The sequence below is a fragment of the Corynebacterium tuscaniense genome, assembly GCF_008693065.1.
Taxonomy (GTDB): Bacteria; Actinomycetota; Actinomycetes; order Mycobacteriales; family Mycobacteriaceae; genus Corynebacterium; species Corynebacterium tuscaniense.
Genome location: NZ_VXKH01000001.1, coordinates 73,613 through 92,304, shown reverse-complemented (window position 1 = coordinate 92,304; position 18,692 = coordinate 73,613). Strand labels below are relative to the sequence as shown.

Genomic DNA, 18,692 nt, shown 5'->3' with positions numbered 1-18,692 from the left:
GCCACGCTAGCCTCCCCAGCGCGAAGGACAGGCCGGGTGTTGTCCAGCTGCCACGAGTTTGCGTGTCGCTGCTGTGACGTCATTACTGTTCATCACTGCCTCACCGGCAATGACAGCATCAGCCCCGGTTGAGGCAGCTGCCATGAGATCACGTGCGTTGCGCACACCACCCAAACTGATGCGCACCACGCTTTCCGGCAAGCCAGGCTCAATATCGCTGAAGGCCTGACGGTTGACCTCGTTTGTATCAAAGGTCCACGAGTTCACACCGATCACCGTCGCACCCGCGGCAAGGGCACGGTCCGCTTCCTCCGGTGTGCGCACCTCAGCCATACCCACCATGCCCAAGGATTCCACGCGATCCAAAAGGCTTTCCAGCCGTGCTTGTTCTAAAAGCCCGACTTGCAGTGGCACCATATCGGCGCCATAGCAGCGGGCTTCGTGGATTTGATAGGGGTCAACGATGACGTCACGGCACACCATGGGCAAACTCGTGGCCCGGCGGGCTTCTTGCATGTCCTGCAAGGAGCCGTCGAAACGCAATCGCTCAGTCTGGCAGGCAATGAGTGCTGCTCCCCCAGATTCAATTTCAGCGGCGAGTGCGCCCACGGACTGCGCTGTATGCGTCACATGGGTAGGGCCGAAGACCGGGGATGTGCGTTTGATTTCTACGATCACGCCACAACCAGGCCTGAGTAAAGCGGCAAGTGCATCGCGGTTATCAGACAAACTGCGCGAGCGAGCTTTAATCTCCTGGAAAGGAATCACCGCCTCACGGGCGGCAACGCCCGCGAGTACACCGGCGACAACGGGATTTTCGCTCGCCGGTATGACAACCTGTTGATTGCCCTGCACCGCGGTCATGTCTTCAGAGAGTATCCGTTCGTGGTGGTGGGAACGAAATCAGGTGTGGCGGTTATCTTCCGTGGGATCGATGTCCGCATCGATGGCATCCCACAAAACTCGGCCTGATTGGGGTTCTGCTTCGAGGTCCTGCTCGATCTTTTCTTTACGCTGAGAGGACTTCTCGTATTTGCTCATCGTCGCAGCATCTTGCCCTGGACGCACAGCCAGAATCAGGCCACCCGCAACGGCAATGAGTGCCCCCACCACTGCAAGCACAGGTGGTACAACAGCGGTGTTCACCGCGGTGATGTCAGCCCAAGAGGTGATAGTGGCGTCATTGTCTTCAATGTCATACAGCAGCAGGGCGGATACCCGTTCTGGGTCTGGTGTGCCCAGCAACAAACCCAACGGCGCGACTGTCACAGCGGCTGCCGCGACTGCGCCCACTGCGCCCACGATGCGCCTCCCCCAGCGGCGCAGTGCCAAGCCCGCGATGGTTGCGGCAAGCAGCACCAAGACCACTGCAGTGACTTCAGTGGACCATTCCGCGCCATTAATCGGTGCAGATCCGTCACCAGTACGGTCGTCGGCATAATCTGCGGTCAACCATGTCATGCGGGACGCTAGCCAAAGTACGAGCCCGCCAAGCCCCATCAACAATGCGCCAATTTTGTTCATTACTGCTCCAACAGCACATCAGCATCAAAACACGTGCGGTCGCCTGTATGGCACGCGCCGCCGGTCTGACGGACCACCATCAACAGCGTATCCCCATCGCAGTCAAGCTTGACTTCAAGGACTTCTTGCACGTTTCCGCTAGTCATGCCTTTAATCCAGTATTCAGAACGGGAGCGGGAAAAGTATGTGCCCTGGCGTGTGGCCAAGGTGTAGGCAAGAGCACGCTCATCCATCCAGGCCATCATCAGTACTTCCCCAGAATCCGCCTGCACAATGGTGGGAACCAATCCCGCTTCATTAAATCGGATGCGGTCTTTCACCTGGGGGTCGAGGACTGCTTCTTCAGGTTTCACAGGCGTACCTCATACCCAGCCTGAGCTAAGCTCTGCTTCACCTCAGCAATGGATACCTCACCGAAGTGGAAAATGGATGCAGCTAACACAGCATCAGCACCTGCTTCGACAGCCGGTGGGAAATGCTCAGCCTTCCCAGCGCCGCCAGAAGCGATGATGGGAATCGACACCGCTTCGCGCACGCGCTCGATCAGCTCGATGTCGAAGCCTTCCTTCGTGCCGTCACCGTCCATGGAGTTGAGCAGGATCTCCCCCACGCCCAGCTTCTCACCAGTCTTGGCCCACTCAATCGCATCAAGACCCGCCGAGCGGGTACCACCATGCGTGGTCACTTCAAACCCATCCCCGGCGCGACGCGCATCCACAGACAAGACGATGCACTGGGCACCGAATTCACGCGAAAGCTCCGAGAGAAGCTCCGGCCGTGCGATGGCAGCGGTGTTCACAGACACCTTGTCAGCACCGGCGCGCAGCAGTTCACGGACATCCTCCGCACTACGAACCCCACCGCCAACGGTCAAAGGAATGAACACTTGCTCGGCGGTACGACGCACCACATCCAGCATGGTGCCCCGGCCTTCCTTCGAGGCACTCACGTCCAGGAAAGTCAGCTCATCTGCCCCTTGCTCGCCGTAGAGCTTGGCTAGTTCCACTGGGTCGCCTGCATCGCGCAGGTTTTCAAAGTTCACTCCCTTGACCACTCGGCCGTTGTCTACGTCCAAACATGGGATGACTCGTGTGGCTACGGTCATGGGGCCTCCTACTCGTCGTCAAGCAATGCTTTTAATCGTACGCAGTACGGATTCATGAACATCCGGAGACCCTGCGATGACGCCCAAAGAGCCGAGCTCCCACTCATTGCCGTCAATATCCGTGACCACCGCTCCGGCACTACGCGCAAGCAGCACTCCCGCGGCATTATCCCACGGGTGCGGTGAGAAACTCACGGCAGCTTCATACACACCCTGGGCAACAAACGCGAGGTCAATACCCACAGAGCCGCTAATACGCGGGCGCATATTCGCGTACTCCAACGCCTTGATCAACCGCAAGCGACTATCCGGGGGGATCCTGCTTCCCTCATCGGACCCCACGGCCCCAACGCCCACTTGGTTGGATACGTGCGCCGCCATGTTCACGGGCGGCAACAGCTCCCCGTTGAGGTGTACTCCAGAGCCGTGATGTGCAGTCAACCGCATGTTCAACAGCGGAATATCGGTGACAGCGACCACCGGCTGTTTGTCCACCACGAGGGAGATGAGAATCGCACAGCTGGGGTTGCCTGATGCGTAGTTCGCAGTGCCATCGATGGGATCAACAACCCAGCTCGCGTCATTGCGCAGGACACCGCCTTCTTCCTCCCCCAGGACAGGAATACCGGTGGCCGCGATCAGCTGATCACGAAGCATCTCCTCAATGTGAAGATCCATCTCCGTAGCAAAATCACCGCTCTTTTTGTACAAAGCGGGCAGGCTACCTAGGCCGTCGACGAACATCCGGCGGGCTTCGTCGGCAGCTTCCACAGCGATGCGAAGGTACTCGCGTATTTCGTCTTTGGCCATTGGTGCCCTACTTGCCTCTTGCGGCCCGGAGAGCCTCAGGCAGGGTGAAACGGTTCTCGTACAAGGCTTTACCCACGATGACGCTGTCAATGCCTTCGTCTGCATAGCGGGCAATCTCAGCGATGTCGTCCAAGGTGGACACACCACCCGATGCCGTCACAACCGCATCTGTTGCCGCAGAGACATCACGCAACAATTCAACGTTGGGCCCGGACAGGGTGCCATCCTTGCTCACATCGGTGACCACGAAGCGGGAGCATCCAGCTGCGTCGAAGAACTCCAACACCTCCCACAGGTCACCGCCATCAGATGTCCAGCCACGGCCCTTCGTCCGCCACTGGCCGTTTTCCTCGCGCACAGCAATATCAATTGCAATCGCGTCGCCATGGCGGGAAATGACGTCCTTGGCCCACTCCGGATTCTCTAGCGCAGCAGTACCAATGTTCACGCGCCTCGCACCGGTACCCAGTGCACGGGCCAGGCTGTCATCATCACGAATGCCACCGGTCAACTCAACGTTGATGCTTAGCTCACGGGTGATCTCCGCCATGAGTTCATGGTTCGATCCACGCCCGAAGGCGGCATCCAGATCGACGAAGTGCAGCCACTCCGCACCGTCGGCCTGCCACTTAAGTGCTGCTTCAAGCGGCTCCCCGTAGGACTTTTCTGTGCCCGCTTCCCCCTGGTCAAGCCGAACAGCCTTGCCGTCTACAACATCGACAGCGGGAAGCACAGTGAACAAACCAGAGTTTTCCATATCCGCATTCTATGGGGTCTGGTCTACCTGAGTGAATCGACCCAGTTCTTCAGTAGCTGCAGGCCTGCGTCGCTCGATTTTTCCGGGTGGAATTGTGTTGCCCACAAGGGCCCATTTTCTACGGCTGCGACAAAACGGGAGTTGCCGTGCTGCGACCAGGATACTTTCGGCGCTGCGATGAACTCGTCCTCTTCCATCTCCCAGTGTTGCACGCCGTAAGAGTGGACGAAATAAAAGCGCGTTTCTCCATCCAGCCCCGCAAACATCTGCGATTCAGAGGCGATGTCTACAGTGTTCCAACCCATGTGCGGGAGAACAGGGGCATCAAGCTTTTCCACGACCCCCGGCCACTGCCCACACCCCTCCGTATCAATGCCGTGTTCCACTCCACGATCAAACATGACCTGCAGCCCCACGCAGATCCCCAACACCGGGCGGTCACCAGCCAAACGTTGACCAATGATGCGGGGGCCTGCCACCTCACGTAATCCGCGCATGCACGCATCAAAAGCGCCTACACCGGGGACAACTAAGCCGTCAGCTTCCACCGCCACCATCGGGTCGCGGGTGACAACAACATCACCACCGACGTGCTCCAAAGCACGCTGAGCGGAACGGAGGTTACCTGCGCCGTAATCAAGCAGCGCCACGACTGAACTCATAAACGTGATGTTAGTTGGGGCTGCGCGCGAAGTCCGTGAGGGCCCCAATCAAGCCGAGCAGTAGGATCACCGCACCAACTGCGAATGACCAGGGCGCGCCAATACCCACGATGAGGAAGCCGAAGAGGAACGACCCGGCTGCTTGCCCACCGTCAAAGGAGATGTTCCACACAGTTGATGCCAGGCTCATCTGTGATGGGGGGCAACGGTAATACAGGGAGAGCAAGGACTCGTTTTGCACCAACCCAAAACCAATGCCGTACATAAACGCAGTCGCGATAATCCATGCGGGCGCACTGTCTGCATGGAGACACCACGCGAACCCAGCCATACCGGCCGCACCAAACAGGTGCGCCGGGATCATCAGCGCGCCCGGCGCACCACGACGGTCCGCGATGGCGCCAGACGCCAAACGGGCAAACATCACCGCCAGGTTCACCACCGCCAGCACAATGCCACCCAAAGCAGCTGTTTCCGCAACCCCCGATTCCCGGATCGCAGCCGGCAGGAAATTAGAAATGAGGCTGTACGCGCCCGACATGAGCACCAGAGCCAACGCCGGCAGCACCAATACAATCCAGCCCGGCGCAGCACCACGTATCTTGGGCTCAGCTGGTGCGCCCTTAAGCGCTGGAATTCTGAAACAGGCAGCCGCGCCCACCGCCGCAACCAACAGCGCCAGAATCCACACCGGGAAGTACCCAAACCGTTCTGCCACTGCCAGGCCCACAGGAAGTGTGATCATCTGTGCCAGCCCACCTGATGCGCCGAAGATACCGGTGGCTTTGCCCAGTAACTTCCGTGGCACAAGCTCCGGGATAATCGCCGCCTCAGACACCGTCATCGCACCGAAGCCCATGCCGCGAATGATCGACACGAAAAAGACTATTGCCGGCGACATGCTCACGGACAACAACAGCGCCGGCACGCCCAACAAGACTGCGGACACCACGATCACGGAACGGTACGTGAAGCGGCGCAACACCCGTGGCATGAACAGTTGGGTGACCACAGTGGCAACCATGAACACACCAGTGGATCCGCCAGCTAACGCTGGCGACCCAGAAGAATCCAACACCGCCACCGGAATGACCGGCAACAGCATCGCCCACGAACCGAAAGCAGCAGCAACAGCGATAAGCGCCGGGATATATCCCGGCGCTGACCACACTGATGTCACATTTTTATCAGTCATCTAGGGCATCGCCCCAAAGAGCACAATCAGTGCTCCAGCCAGTGCGAGCGCCGCAAGGATACCCATGACAATCGACGGGACTTTCAAATCTTGCCGGTAAAAGGACCACGTCCCGCCCGCTAACAAACCCGCTGCAATGAACAGCATCCATACGGAAATACCGCCAAGAACGCCCACTAGAGCGCGCCCTTCGTGGACGGCACACCGGTGACACGCGGATCCATTTCATAGGCCTCACGCAGTGCACGTGCCACTGTCTTGTATTCCGCTTCCGTGATGTGGTGCGGGTCGCGGCCGTACTCCACATTGATGTGCAGCGTAATGCGCGCGTTGTACGCCAGCGTTTCAAAGAAGTGCCGGTTAATCACCGTGGCGTAGTGGCCACCGATGATCTGCCATTCCATGTTCTCCGGCTCACCGTTCATGACAAAATACGGGCGGTTCGAAATATCCACGATGGCGTTCACCAGGGTCTCGTCCATCGGCAGAGCCATAGAACCGAAGCGGCGGATGCCGTTCTTATCCCCCACTGCGTCGATAAGCGCCCAGCCCAGCGTGATCGCAGTGTCCTCCACGGTGTGGTGTGCATCGAGCTCAATATCGCCCTTTGCCTTCACGGTGAGGTCAAAGCTGCCGTGAGTACCAAATGCGGTGAGCATGTGGTCAAAGAACGGCAGGCCCGTAGCCACATCCACCTTGCCTGTTCCATCAAGGTTGATCTCAACAGAAATATCCGACTCGCTCGTCGTGCGCTGCGCTTTACCAATGCGATCAGCCATTGTTCTTAATCTCCTTCGCCGCGTTCAAGAATGCGTCGTTTTCTTCATCCAACCCAATTGTCACACGCAAATGTCCCGGCACGCCGACATCGCGGATCAGCACACCCCGATCAAGGAATTGCTGCCATGCGGCCGCAGCATCATCAAAGTGCCCAAAGAAAAGGAAGTTCGATTCACTCGGCACAACCTCGTAGCCGTACTCGAGCAGTGCTGCCTGAACTCTTTCGCGTTCGCGCGCAAGCTTATCGACGTTCGCCAGCGTCTCCTCCGCATGCCTCAACGCCACTCGCGCGGCTGCCTGCGAAATCACCGACAGGTGGTACGGCAAACGCACAAGCATCACTGCCTCAATGAACGCCGAGTCGGCTACGAAGTACCCGAGACGCCCCCCAGCAAAGTCAAAAGCCTTAGACATCGTGCGCGACACAACCAGCTTCGTCGGGTACTTCTCCAGCAACGTCACAGCCGATGGACTGGGCGAAAATTCCGCGTAGGCCTCATCGACGATGACGATGCCGGATGCTGCATCAATAATGCGCTCGATGTCAGCTAACGACGTGACATCACCCGTAGGGTTATTCGGGGTTGTCACAAACACAACATCTGGCTGCTTCTCATTGATCGCGTCCAGCGCGCGGTCCATATCAATGCGGAAGTCCGCACCGCGTTCCACACCGATGAACTCAGTCTGCGTACCCGCACTCAAAATCGGGTGCATGGAATAGGACGGCACAAAGCCCATCGCGGACCGCCCCGGCCCGCCAAAAGCCTGCAGCAACTGCTGCAATACCTCGTTGGAACCATTCGCGGCCCAGAGGTTATCCACCGTCACGTGCACACCGGTCTGACGGCTCACATATGCAGCAAGATCCTCGCGCAGCTCCACCGAATCGCGTTCCGGGTAGCGGTTCAGGCGACCGGCAACGCGGGCAACTTCGGCCACCAAATCGTCGATAAGTGTCTGCGACGGCGGGTACGGGTTCTCATTCGTATTCAGCGCATATGGCACGTGAAGCTGCGGGGCACCATACGCAGACTTACCGCGCAGCTCTTCGCGCAGTGGCAGATCAGATAATTCAGCCATTAGTTTTCCTCCGTCCGTGCCTTGATCGCCTCACCGTGGGCCGGCAACTGCTCATCTTCTGACAAAGCGATGATGTGCTGGCCCACCTCCTTCAACGCTGTCTCGTCATACTCAATCAAATTCACTGGGCGCAGGAAGGTATGCGTGGTCAGGCCCGGATTAAACCGCGCGGTCCCCGAGGTTGGCAGCACGTGGTTCGAACCTGCGATGTAATCCCCCAACGGCACCGGCGAATACGGGCCCACAAAGATGGCGCCCGCATGCGTGATCCGGCGCGCCACCTCAGCCGCATTACGCGTGTGAATCTCCAAGTGCTCCGCGGCATAGGCATCCGCAACCGCGATCCCGGCTTCCAAATCATCCACCAGGACGATGCCGGACTGCGCACCGCCAAGAGCCGTAGCCGCGCGCTCCGCGTTCAAAGTCTCCGCTGCATGCCGATCAATCTCCGCATCCACAATGCGAGCAAATTCCTCCGAATCCGTGATCAGGACCGAAGCCGCGTTCTCATCGTGCTCAGCCTGGGAAATCAGATCAAGTGCCACAAACTTTGGGTCCGCCGAATCATCTGCGAGCACCGCGATCTCAGACGGACCTGCCTCCGCATCGATCCCCACAACGCCATTGACCACACGCTTCGCAGCCGCCACAAAGATATTGCCGGGCCCGGTGATCTTGTCCACGGGTTCCAACTGTGCCTCATCATCGCCGTAGGCCATCAGCGCAACCGCCTGTGCACCGCCGACTGCCCACACTTCATCCACGCCGAGCATTGCGCATGCTGCCAAAATTGACGGGTGTGGCCACCCGTCATGCTCCGCCTGCGGGGGCGAGCACACGACGAGGGAATCCACACCGGCCTCCTGCGCCGGAATCGCATTCATGAGTACAGAAGATGGGTAGACCGCCTTGCCGCCCGGCACGTATAGGCCAACGCGAGAAATCGGCAAAAAGACTTCTGTAACCGAGGCTCCTGGAGCCAACTGCGTAGTCTGGCCCGTTGGCTTCTGGTCAGCGTGCACAGCACGAATGCGACGGATCGCCTCTTCCAGGCCCGCTTTCACCTTCGGATCAAGCTGCTCTACAGACGCTTCAATCACGCCCGCTGGAACGCGCACAGCGTCGGGGCGCACCCCATCGAATTTCTCCCCATAGTCAAGGGCAGCGCCTACCCCCGACTCCTTCACCGCATCAATAATCGGCGACACGATGTGAATAACGCTTGCGACGTCCACGCCGCCACGCGGCAATACTCGCCGCAACGCAGATGTGGTTGGTGTTTGGCCCCTGAGGTCGGTCACTTTGAGCATGCCAACCATCCTATTAGATCGGGTTTCTCCCCAGACTCGCGACCATACCTATCCAGTAACTCAACGCCGCGCACAACGGTGCAACAAACCAACCAACACCCGGCTGCAGAATCGGAACCCCCTCAGCCGCCATCACAGTTCCGACGACAAGAAAAGTCCAAGCGCCAAATAGACTGACCGCAGCCACAAAGAGCATTCGCCATGCAGTTTTCACCCCCGGCAAGGCACCAATGATGATGCCTAGAACACCGGTGAGGACAACAAACCCAGCAAAGGAGCCGAACTCCACGTTGTCAGGGCTTGCAAGAACGTCGACCGCCGGATGTCCACCTTCATCTACGAGCACATAAGAGGGACGCAATATCCCCCACACTGCGCCTGCCACTGCTCCGAACACACCCGAAATGAAGATGGTGCCGGCGGCCCAACGTCCTAGTTGCAGACCTTCCACTGGCCGTTTTCACGTGCAAAGCGCTGAACACCAGATTCGGCCTGGCCGTTGGTGGTCACCGTCACCGTTGCGGACGCGGTGTCACCGTTGACGCGCACATCCGTGAGGGACGCGCTCGTGTCTGGCACCGGTGGAATCGGCTGACCGGCAAGACGCGCTGCGTCCACGGCCTGGCGCATCTCACGCTCAGTCTGATCCAGGCTGGTGCCTTGCGCAGCGAGCTCCTGGTTGGTCTTGTCCACCACTGCCTTGCAGGAGTTGTTCATGATCACGCGGGACCAGGAGACAACGTCCGCCGGGTTGTAGATCCGGTTCATGGTCTCGGTCATCGCGTTGATGTCTTCCTGGCTCGCCGGATGGCCACCCTCCACCGGCTTGACCTCAATGGTTGGAAGATTGCCGTTTTCGAATGGGTTGGCCACACCTGCCTCATCCGGATTCTGCTCATCCCCCGGTTTCTTTTCTTCTTCCGGCTTCTTTTCTTCGTCAGCCTCCGAACCAGCAGTGACAACATTGGTCACAGTAGCCATCTCGGATACAACGTTCGAAGCTTCGTCCCCGGAACCGCAAGCGCTCAATGCCAACGGGGCGGCGAGGCAAGCAGCTGCGACAGTCTTCTTCGAGGTGATGGTCATCGTCATGAAAAAGTTTCTCCTCACAACTCGCAATCGGAAGCGCGAGATTGTTGCTTTGTGTAGCTTTCAGTGCACAGCGAATCTTAGCAACCCTTTTTACAGGTGGTTCAATGCCTGCCCAATGAACTTGCCGTGAGAAAGCTGTGAAAACCCAGCCACAGGTGGCGTGTATGGTCAGCTGTTATGCAACTGTCGCGGGATCTCATTGCCAAAGCGGCGGTGGGGATCTTGGATGAATACGGCCTCGCCGACGTGTCTATGCGGCGCGTCGCCGGGCATCTTGGGGTGGCTCCCGGCGCTTTGTACTGGCACGTTGAAAACAAACAAGCCCTGGTCAGTGCGATGGCGGAACTCATACTCGCTCCAGTGCAGAAGCAATCTGACCCACGGGAAATGTGCGCGCAGATTCGCAGTGCGCTCTTATCCCACCGGGACGGCGCGGATGTCGTTACGGCCGCTGTGTCTCAACCACATTCCCCACTCTTTGCTTCCCTAGTCAGTGATCTGCGGGATACTCTCCCCCATTCTGATCCGCGTGCTGATGCTGCCGCCGAGGCTCTCCTTTTCCTCACATTGGGGGCGGCCAACATTTATCAGTCGGGCACTCAGCTGCAGGATGTCACCCGCACTCCGGGCACGCCACGCGGCGGATCAGTGGACACTGCGGTGGATCTTCTCCTCCTGGGTCTTAGGCACGAACCGGATTCGGTTAACATCGAATCTCATGACAACCCCTCGTGAGCACAGCCAGGTATGGCCTGGATCGGCCTATCCCCTGGGATCCACCTATGACGGTGCGGGCACCAACTTCGCCATTTTTTCTAATGTGGCGGACAAGGTCGAGCTCTGTTTGATTGACCCGGACGGAAATGAGGAGAGGATTCCTCTCGCGGAAGTGGACAACCACGTCTGGCACGCCTACCTGCCCGGTGTTTTACCAGGCCAGCGCTATGGCTACCGGGTTCATGGCCCGTGGGATCCGAACAGTGGCAAACGGTGTGATCCATCCAAATTGTTGGTTGACCCGTACGCCCGCGCCTTTGATGGCGAGTTTGATGGGCACTCGTCCCTATTCTCCTATGACATTTCCGCGGAGCCACCAGGTTCGGGCCGGAATGAAGAGGATTCACTCGGCCACACCATGCTGTCCGTTGTGGTCAATCCATTCTTTGATTGGGGCGATGACCGTGCGCCACGTATCCCTGACAATGACATGGTCATTTATGAAACGCATGTGAAAGGCATGACGCAGCTCCACCCAGATGTGCCTGAAAATCTGCGTGGCACCTATGCCGGTCTCGCACACCCCAGTGTCATTTCCTACTTGAAGGATCTGGGCATCACATCTGTTGAGCTCATGCCGGTACACCAATTCCTGCAGGATGACCGCCTGCGCGAACTGGGTCTACGTAATTACTGGGGCTACAACACTTTCGGTTTCTTTGCCCCGCACAAGGATTACGCCGCGGGCGAGAACCCGGGAGATGCGGTAGCAGAATTCAAGGGAATGGTGCGCGCCTACCACGAGGCAGGCATGGAGGTCATCCTTGATGTGGTGTACAACCACACCGCTGAAGGCAACCACTTGGGCCCCACGATCGCCTTCCGTGGCATTGACAATGAGGCGTACTACCGGCTCGTAGATGACAACAAACTCCACTACATGGACTACACGGGAACCGGTAACTCCCTGAATGTCCGCGACCCACACTCGCTGCAGCTCATTATGGATTCCCTGCGATACTGGGTCACGGAGATGCGTGTGGACGGTTTCCGCTTCGATCTTGCGTCCACCCTGGCCCGCGAGTTTTCGGATGTGGACCGTTTGGCAACGTTCTTCGATCTGGTTCAGCAGGACCCCGTCGTCTCTCAGGTCAAGCTCATTGCTGAGCCCTGGGACGTCGGCGAAGGTGGCTATCAGGTGGGTAATTTCCCACCGTTGTGGAGCGAATGGAATGGAAAATACCGCGACACTGTGCGGGATTTCTGGCGTGGTGAGCCGTCAACGCTCGGCGAGTTCGCTTCACGCCTGACGGGTTCGTCGGACCTGTATAACCACAATGGTCGCCGCCCCACCGCATCTATTAACTTCATCACAGCCCATGACGGCTTCACACTCAATGACCTGGTGAGTTACAACCAAAAACACAATGAGGAAAACCAGGAAGACAGCCGGGACGGGGAAAACCACAACCGTTCGTGGAACTGCGGTGTTGAAGGTCCCACGGATGATCCGGAGATCCTTGCGTTGCGTGCACGTCAGCGCCGCAATTTCCTCACCACCCTGCTGCTATCCCAGGGCACCCCGATGATCTCCCACGGTGATGAGTTAGCGCGCACGCAAAGCGGTAACAATAACGTGTACTGCCAGGACAATGAGATTGCCTGGATGAATTGGGAGCACCTAGACGCTGCAGAGAATCTGCATGACTTCACCCGCCGCCTCATCGCGATCCGGAAGAACCACCCGGTTTTCCGTCGGCGCCAGTTCCTCGCCGGTGGCCCGTTGGGCACCGACGTTCGAGACCGCGACATCGCATGGCTGGTCCCGGATGGTGAGCTGATGACGCAAGGCGATTGGGACTTCGCTTTTGGCAAGGCCCTGCAGGTATACCTCAACGGCAACCAGATCGTCGAGCCGGATCAGCGTGGCCAGCGTGTCACTGATGATTCGTTCTTGCTCATGTTCAATGCCTTCCACGAAGACATCGAATTCACACTGCCGCCGAAGAATCTCGGTACCAAGTGGGAAGTACTCATTGACACCACTGAACCGTTGGGTTACCCAGCGGAAACGGAGGAGATTGAGGCGCGGGGAACGAAGAATGTTCCGGCACGTTCCACGATTGTTCTGCGTCAGATTGAGCCGCCGCTCTTCGAGGAGGACGCATCATGATCACTGCCCACGGCGCTCGCCTCGCGGTGACAGGTTCTGCTGTTGAGATCCATCCCGCGCCACTTGAGGCAGCACTGCTTGGTTCCTCTGAACCGACCATCATTCCACTCGTGGACATCGATGATGTGAGTGTTCACGCGGGTGACCGGTGGGATGAATCCACTGTCACCATCGGTACTACGCCGATCCGTTTCGCCCCCGGCGATACGGAAGGCCCAGAACAACTGCGTGCGGTAATCGATGCCGCTCAACGTGGTGAAACAATCAACCTCGACGCAATTGCGGGTTTCAACTTTGTTGCACTCGATGTGGAAACTGCAAACCAGAACTGGGGCTCGGTCTGCCAGATCGGCGTTGTCACCGTCATAGATGGAATCATCACCAACAAACAAGGGTGGTTGTGTCGTCCGCCCGAGCAGCTTTCGCTTTTCGACGATGCCAACGTGGCCTGCCACGGCATCACGGCGGACGATGTGGCCAATGAACCGTCGATAAGCGAAATCCTCCCCCGTGTCTTTGAGTACATCGGCGATCACACCGTCGTTGCCCACAACGCTTATTTTGATGCTTCGGCCCTACGATATGCGGCGCAGGCATCCGGCGTTGAGGTCCCACACCTGAACTTTGCATGCTCTTTGGCGCACGCGCGGGCTGTAAATCTTGATGTGTCCAACCACCGTCTGCCCACGTTGGCTGAATTCTTTGGCATTGCCTTGGATAGACACCATGATGCTGTTGCGGACGCTGCTGCATGCGCGGGGATCATGGTCGGGCTTGCCCGTCGCGCGAAGTACTCGGGACCGGTCAATGATTACGTAACTGATTCCGGATTCCAACTTGGGTCTATCAGTGCTGACAAAGTGACCCCAGTATTGAAGGAATTCCGTGGCCAACGGAAGAAACAAAAGCCAGCTCCCTGGCAGGCCGTAGCAACCCCCGACACCATCCCGGAGCCGAACCCTAACGCCGACCCGAACGCACCACTGTATGGGCAGAACGTCACACTCACCGGCGAATTTGAGCCCTACGACAAAGGTGAGCTGTGGAATGGCATTGCTGCCCAAGGTGGACAAGTAGGCAAAAACGTGACCAAGAAGACCACCATTGTGGTCGCCGGTGCGTGGGCAACCACGACGTCGAAGGAGAAACGCGCCCGCGAACTCATAGAAAAGGGCCAAGAAATTGAGATCTGGCCTGCAGAAAAACTCTACTCTGTACTTGATTTGGAAAGTCAGGGAACCGAATAAAGGCCAGAAGCAGTCTAAGGAAGTATGACTATTGCTACTTCAGTTCTTGCTTCTTCCGACATTGAGACCGTCAAGCGCGCGCACACTGTCCTGAGCCCCGCGACGGATCTTTCAGCCTTCCTCACCCCACGTACGTCCGCCGTGATCAGCGATGAATGGGATGGGCCTGTGACTATTAACCTTTCCCGCGACCACGCCACTAGGCTGTTAGATTCAGTCGGCAACGCTGTGGACCACGTGGAACTTGGGCGCCGTGGGCTCACTGTGCGCCAAGCGTGGGATTCCGCGGCGCTGAAGTTGTTGGCTGCTCAACGTGATCCGTACACAGTGCATTTTGATGTACGTAATTCTAGCTTCAGCCTCGGCCCCAAATCTCCCCGTGGTTTGGAGGTCAAAGGCGAACCCGCCACGTCTTGGCTAGCTCATCCAAAAACTTTTCAAATGTTGCACCGGCATTTCTTGGGTGTTTTAAAGCCCGAGCAGTCCATCACGTATCTCACCCGTGACCACCGTGAACTCTTCGTTCTGGACTGCACCGCGGAGCATGCGGCATCAACGTTCCCTTACGCCACTGTGCTCACGTACTCCCTCGGCTTCCCAATAAAACGCACTATCGTGTGAAAGCATGGACCGGCCGATTACTTCCACTTACCGCCTTCAACTCCGTGGCCCCCACGCTGATCCAGCGGGGCGCGGATTTGGTTTTGCTGAAGCCGCCGCTGTGGTCCCCTACCTAGCGGACCTGGGAGTGTCGCACCTGTACCTCTCCCCGATCTTCACCTCGTATCCGGATTCGAATCACAACTACGATGTAACAGACCCGACGACGATTAATGAGGAACTTGGTGGGATGACCGGCCTCAAAGAGTTGGCTTCCACCGCCCACGCCGCCGGGCTGGGCCTCATCCTGGACATCGTCCCGAATCATGTGGGTGTGGAAACACCAGAGCTCAACGCCTGGTGGTGGGACGTGCTCAAGAACGGACAGTCTTCGCAGTTCGAGCCCTACTTCGACATTGACTGGCATGAGGATAACGGCGCCGGTGGCAAACTCGGCCTACCCATCCTGGGTGACCCCGGTGATGAGGACAAACTCACGCTCACCATGCTGGGGGAGGAACCTGTTCTCGCCTACTACGACCATCATTTCCCCCTCACCCCCGGCTCTTTCAGCAGTTTGGATGATGATCCACGTGAGGTGTACTCGAAACAACACTATCGCCTCAATTACTGGCGTGACGGCGTCATCTCCTACCGCCGTTTCTTCTCCGTCAACGGCCTCGCCGGCATCCGCCAAGAAAACCCCGTGGTGTTTGAGCACACCCATAAAGTGCTGCGCCAGCTTATCCGCGATGACGTGATCGATGGCGTCCGCGTTGACCACCCAGACGGTCTTGCTGATCCTTTTGCCTACCTCAACCAACTCCGCACACTCATCGGGCCGGACCGCTATCTCATTGCGGAGAAAATCCTCGGTGTGGCTGAGCCGCTCGATCCCCGCCTTGCTGTCGATGGCACCACTGGCTATGACGCTCTGCGCGAACTCGATGGTGTCTTCATTTCCCGCGAGGCCGAAGACGCGCTGAGCATACTCTCCCTCGAACAATCTGGTTCTACATGGGATGCCCCTGCCATCGAGGCAGCCGAGCACCAGTTGAAGCGTGAAGTCGCGCAATCAGAACTCGCCGCGGAAATCCGCCGCCTCACCCGGGCTATCTCCGCAGATGGGACGGAACAGTTAGAAGCAACCCTCATTGATCTCATCGCCGCGATGCCGGTGTACCGCGCGGACTACATCTCCCTGTCCCGTACGACATCCACCATCATCGCCGACATGGCTCGCCGCTTCCCCTCCCGCTGCGATGCGCTCAACCTCATCTCCACTGCGCTCATTGCCAACGATGAGGCGAAAACAGGCTTCTCCCAAGTGTGTGGCGCTGTCATGGCCAAAGGTGTGGAAGACACATTGTTCTACCGTGCATGCCGACTCATTGCCTTACAGGAAGTCGGTGGCGCGCCGGGACGCTTTGGAGTGTCCGCGGCAGAATTCCATCTGCTGCAACAAGAAAGGGCAATGTTGTGGCCACGCGCAATGACGACGTTGACTACTCATGACACCAAGCGCAGTGAAGACACACGAGCACGCATCATCGAGATCACGGAGCGCCCGAAAGCCTTCGCCGAGCTGGTCCACCACGTCAGCGCACTCGTGCCTGCCCCGGATCAAGCAACGGCACACTTCCTCATTCAGAATATCCTGGGTGTTTGGCCCGCCGATGGCATGACCGACGATGTCCGCCAGCGGCTTCATGCGTACGCACAAAAAGCAGTTCGTGAGGCAGGTGTTCACACCACCTGGTTCGACAATGACACAGCGTTTGAAAACGCGATCTCCAACTGGATCGACGCGGTTGTGGACGGCCCAGCCACAAGCATGATTCAGGAATTCGTTGAAGAGATCCACCGCGGTGCCGTGCAGGTTTCACTCGGCCGGAAGCTCCTGCAGCTCATTGGCCCCGGGATTCCAGATACGTACCAAGGTCAAGAGTTCATTGATTTCTCCCTGGTTGATCCCGACAATCGCCGCTTTGTTGATTATGTTCACCGTATACAAACCCTCAACCAGTACTTGGAAGAAGGCATCACCGATTCTGCGGACCGGATGAAACAGGCGGTGGTATACGAAGGCTTGCGCCTCCGCCGCGAACGACCAGCAGTCTTTAGTGCCAACAACTACCGTGCTGTTTTTGCCGAAGGTGAAGCGTCCCACCATCTGGTGGGTCTCGCACGCGGAAAAGACATCATTGCGCTTGCTACCCGCTCCCCGCTCGGTTTGGAAGACAGTGGCGGCTGGGGCGCCACCACCGTCACGTTGCCACCTGGAACGTGGACGAACCGACTGACCACAACTACGTTCACCGGAACAGTCAAAGTGAGTGATGTTCTGGGGAACCTTCCCACCGCGCTCTTGGTGGCAGGATCCTAGCGGTCTCTTCCCAACAGGCGGTCAATCTCACGCCGTTCTTTCTTCGTTGGCCGGCCCGCACCGCGATCGCGTTTGGGCATGGAATAGAAATATTCTTTCGGCGGCGGTGGAGGTGAATGGTCGACGTAACAGGTCCGCGCAACAGGGGCACCGACACGTTTGCGTATGGTTTCTACCACTTCGTACTCAAGGTCGCGGTAGTCTTTCCACGCTTTGACGCGGTCCCCGGGCACAACCTTGGCTGAGGGTTTGACCGCGTTCCCGTTGAGTTTTACATGCCCGGCGCGAACTGCATTAGCTGCGTCGGATCGGGTTTTGTACATGCGCACAGCCCAGATCCACACGTCGATCCGGACTGGTTCCACTAGTACTCGTCCTGGTGGTTGATAATCTGCTGGACTTTGACGTAGTTGTACACGCCACCGACAACGGCCACAACGAGGCCAAGGCTAAACCAGAGCCAGAAGGAGGGGAAGATCAAGCCAAGCACGACGCCACCGACGACACCTCCACCAATGCTGATTACGGCGTTGCGTGAGTGCTCTCGCACTGCCTGCTTGCGCGCTTCAATCGGATTATGGGGGCGAGGCTGTAAAGTCATGCCGTTTAGTTTAGCGTTCCACCCAGGTCTCGCCGGTTTCCACTGCTTCTGCCGTGCCTTGGGTCAGTGCCGCCAGCAATTCGTTGAGGTTTTCCAGTCCACCCGGATCAATACCCAGCGTGTACGTGGCAGCTGCACCGTACTGGACGTCCACCACATCGATGCCGCTGGTGCGCAGGTCCGCTTCAATTCGGCCGGCTTCAGCATAAGGTAGATCCACAGCCACGAGGTGCCGCAAACGTTTCTCTACCCGCGCGACATGTTCCAGTGTTTCGGACACGGCACCCGAATAAGCATGTACCAGCCCACCGGCCCCAAGTTTGATCCCACCGAAGTAGCGGATCACCACCGCCACGATGTTCTGCATCCCAGAGCCGCGCAGCACATCCAGCATGGGCTTCCCGGCAGTGCCGGATGGCTCACCATCATCACTGGAACGTTCAACGGGGTTCTGCCCGTGCAGGATGAATGCGGAGCAGTGGTGCCGCGCATCCGGGTAGGTCGCTTTCGCCTTCGCAATGACCTCGCGCGCTTCCTCCTCGGATTCCGCACGGGTAATCCATGTGATGAAGCGTGAACGTTTGATGGTGATTTCATGGGTAACCAGGTCAGGTGCTGGTAGTTCGTAGGAAACAAGCATCGTTCCCGCA

At 58.1% G+C, this 18,692-nt stretch carries 22 protein-coding genes; 5 read left to right on the top strand and 17 right to left on the bottom strand.

Annotated elements, in window-relative coordinates; all coding sequences use genetic code 11:
• Positions 1-6: 6 nt before the first annotated feature.
• Genes F4V54_RS00445 through F4V54_RS00385 form a run of 14 tightly spaced genes read right to left on the bottom strand, consistent with a single transcriptional unit; the run spans position 7 to position 10,318 of the window.
• Positions 7-864, bottom strand: a complete 858-nt coding sequence (locus tag F4V54_RS00445; protein ID WP_052092470.1) for an indole-3-glycerol phosphate synthase TrpC — start codon at positions 862-864, stop codon at positions 7-9.
• A 39-nt stretch (positions 865-903) separates the two neighbouring features.
• Entirely contained in the window at positions 904-1,524 is a 621-nt protein-coding gene (locus F4V54_RS00440) for a TIGR02234 family membrane protein (RefSeq protein ID WP_150385877.1), read from the bottom strand.
• A complete protein-coding gene (hisI, locus tag F4V54_RS00435) occupies positions 1,524-1,877 on the bottom strand; it encodes a phosphoribosyl-AMP cyclohydrolase (RefSeq protein WP_034661759.1) in 354 nt (117 codons plus the stop codon). Before hisI ends, F4V54_RS00440 begins: the two co-directional genes overlap by 1 nt.
• Positions 1,874-2,629: an imidazole glycerol phosphate synthase subunit HisF gene (gene hisF / locus F4V54_RS00430; protein ID WP_150385876.1), complete on the bottom strand. Its 756-nt coding sequence runs from the start codon at positions 2,627-2,629 to the stop codon at positions 1,874-1,876. Before hisF ends, hisI begins: the two co-directional genes overlap by 4 nt.
• 18 nt (positions 2,630-2,647) lie before the next feature.
• The gene (locus F4V54_RS00425) at positions 2,648-3,439 is read right to left on the bottom strand and encodes an inositol monophosphatase family protein (protein WP_150385875.1); all 792 of its coding nucleotides are present in this window, start codon (positions 3,437-3,439) and stop codon (positions 2,648-2,650) included.
• Between the two features lie 7 nt (positions 3,440-3,446).
• Positions 3,447-4,196 carry a bifunctional 1-(5-phosphoribosyl)-5-((5-phosphoribosylamino)methylideneamino)imidazole-4-carboxamide isomerase/phosphoribosylanthranilate isomerase PriA gene (priA, locus tag F4V54_RS00420; RefSeq protein WP_150385874.1) on the bottom strand — a complete coding sequence of 250 codons (750 nt, stop codon included), beginning with the start codon at positions 4,194-4,196 and terminating at the stop codon, positions 3,447-3,449.
• 23 nt (positions 4,197-4,219) lie between these two features.
• Positions 4,220-4,858 (bottom strand): imidazole glycerol phosphate synthase subunit HisH, encoded by a 639-nt coding sequence (gene hisH, locus F4V54_RS00415; protein WP_034661769.1) that lies wholly within the window; start codon positions 4,856-4,858, stop codon positions 4,220-4,222.
• 10 nt (positions 4,859-4,868) lie between these two features.
• Positions 4,869-6,053, bottom strand: a complete 1,185-nt coding sequence (locus tag F4V54_RS00410; RefSeq protein ID WP_249041176.1) for an MFS transporter — start codon at positions 6,051-6,053, stop codon at positions 4,869-4,871.
• Positions 6,054-6,230 carry a hypothetical protein gene (locus tag F4V54_RS11400; RefSeq protein WP_156959205.1) on the bottom strand — a complete coding sequence of 59 codons (177 nt, stop codon included), beginning with the start codon at positions 6,228-6,230 and terminating at the stop codon, positions 6,054-6,056.
• Positions 6,230-6,832, bottom strand: coding sequence for an imidazoleglycerol-phosphate dehydratase HisB (gene hisB / locus F4V54_RS00405; protein ID WP_150385873.1), 603 nt, complete (start codon positions 6,830-6,832; stop codon positions 6,230-6,232). The genes F4V54_RS11400 and hisB overlap by 1 nt, the downstream gene beginning before the upstream one ends.
• Positions 6,825-7,916: a histidinol-phosphate transaminase gene (locus tag F4V54_RS00400; RefSeq protein WP_150385872.1), complete on the bottom strand. Its 1,092-nt coding sequence runs from the start codon at positions 7,914-7,916 to the stop codon at positions 6,825-6,827. The genes hisB and F4V54_RS00400 overlap by 8 nt, the downstream gene beginning before the upstream one ends.
• A complete protein-coding gene (gene hisD, locus F4V54_RS00395) occupies positions 7,916-9,226 on the bottom strand; it encodes a histidinol dehydrogenase (RefSeq protein WP_034662008.1) in 1,311 nt (436 codons plus the stop codon). The genes F4V54_RS00400 and hisD overlap by 1 nt, the downstream gene beginning before the upstream one ends.
• Positions 9,227-9,239: 13 nt before the next feature.
• Positions 9,240-9,677, bottom strand: a complete 438-nt coding sequence (locus tag F4V54_RS00390) for a hypothetical protein (protein WP_150385871.1) — start codon at positions 9,675-9,677, stop codon at positions 9,240-9,242.
• Positions 9,659-10,318, bottom strand: coding sequence for a hypothetical protein (locus F4V54_RS00385; protein WP_052092471.1), 660 nt, complete (start codon positions 10,316-10,318; stop codon positions 9,659-9,661). Before F4V54_RS00385 ends, F4V54_RS00390 begins: the two co-directional genes overlap by 19 nt.
• Positions 10,319-10,495: 177 nt before the next feature.
• Here F4V54_RS00385 and F4V54_RS00380 point away from each other — a divergent pair, with 177 nt between their 5' ends.
• The 5 genes from F4V54_RS00380 to treY are packed head-to-tail and all read left to right on the top strand — an operon-like array spanning position 10,496 to position 17,441.
• A complete protein-coding gene (locus F4V54_RS00380) occupies positions 10,496-11,053 on the top strand; it encodes a TetR family transcriptional regulator (protein ID WP_102723860.1) in 558 nt (185 codons plus the stop codon).
• Positions 11,037-13,208, top strand: coding sequence for a glycogen debranching protein GlgX (gene glgX / locus F4V54_RS00375; protein ID WP_034661780.1), 2,172 nt, complete (start codon positions 11,037-11,039; stop codon positions 13,206-13,208). Before F4V54_RS00380 ends, glgX begins: the two co-directional genes overlap by 17 nt.
• Entirely contained in the window at positions 13,205-14,455 is a 1,251-nt protein-coding gene (locus F4V54_RS00370; protein WP_150385870.1) for an exonuclease domain-containing protein, read from the top strand. The genes glgX and F4V54_RS00370 overlap by 4 nt, the downstream gene beginning before the upstream one ends.
• 24 nt (positions 14,456-14,479) lie before the next feature.
• Positions 14,480-15,076 carry a hypothetical protein gene (locus tag F4V54_RS00365; RefSeq protein ID WP_150385869.1) on the top strand — a complete coding sequence of 199 codons (597 nt, stop codon included), beginning with the start codon at positions 14,480-14,482 and terminating at the stop codon, positions 15,074-15,076.
• A gap of 4 nt (positions 15,077-15,080) precedes the next feature.
• Positions 15,081-17,441 (top strand): malto-oligosyltrehalose synthase, encoded by a 2,361-nt coding sequence (gene treY, locus F4V54_RS00360; RefSeq protein WP_150385868.1) that lies wholly within the window; start codon positions 15,081-15,083, stop codon positions 17,439-17,441.
• Here the strand turns inward: treY and F4V54_RS00355 are convergent.
• Genes F4V54_RS00355 through F4V54_RS00345 form a run of 3 tightly spaced genes read right to left on the bottom strand, consistent with a single transcriptional unit; the run spans position 17,438 to position 18,682 of the window.
• On the bottom strand, positions 17,438-17,806 hold the full coding sequence (locus F4V54_RS00355) for an RNA-binding S4 domain-containing protein (RefSeq protein WP_282958566.1): 369 nt from the start codon (positions 17,804-17,806) through the stop codon (positions 17,438-17,440). The two genes, treY and F4V54_RS00355, sit on opposite strands and share 4 nt — an antisense overlap.
• On the bottom strand, positions 17,806-18,042 hold the full coding sequence (locus F4V54_RS00350) for a hypothetical protein (RefSeq protein ID WP_034661790.1): 237 nt from the start codon (positions 18,040-18,042) through the stop codon (positions 17,806-17,808). The genes F4V54_RS00355 and F4V54_RS00350 overlap by 1 nt, the downstream gene beginning before the upstream one ends.
• A gap of 10 nt (positions 18,043-18,052) precedes the next feature.
• The gene (locus tag F4V54_RS00345) at positions 18,053-18,682 is read right to left on the bottom strand and encodes a YigZ family protein (protein WP_150385867.1); all 630 of its coding nucleotides are present in this window, start codon (positions 18,680-18,682) and stop codon (positions 18,053-18,055) included.
• Positions 18,683-18,692 lie beyond the last annotated feature (10 nt).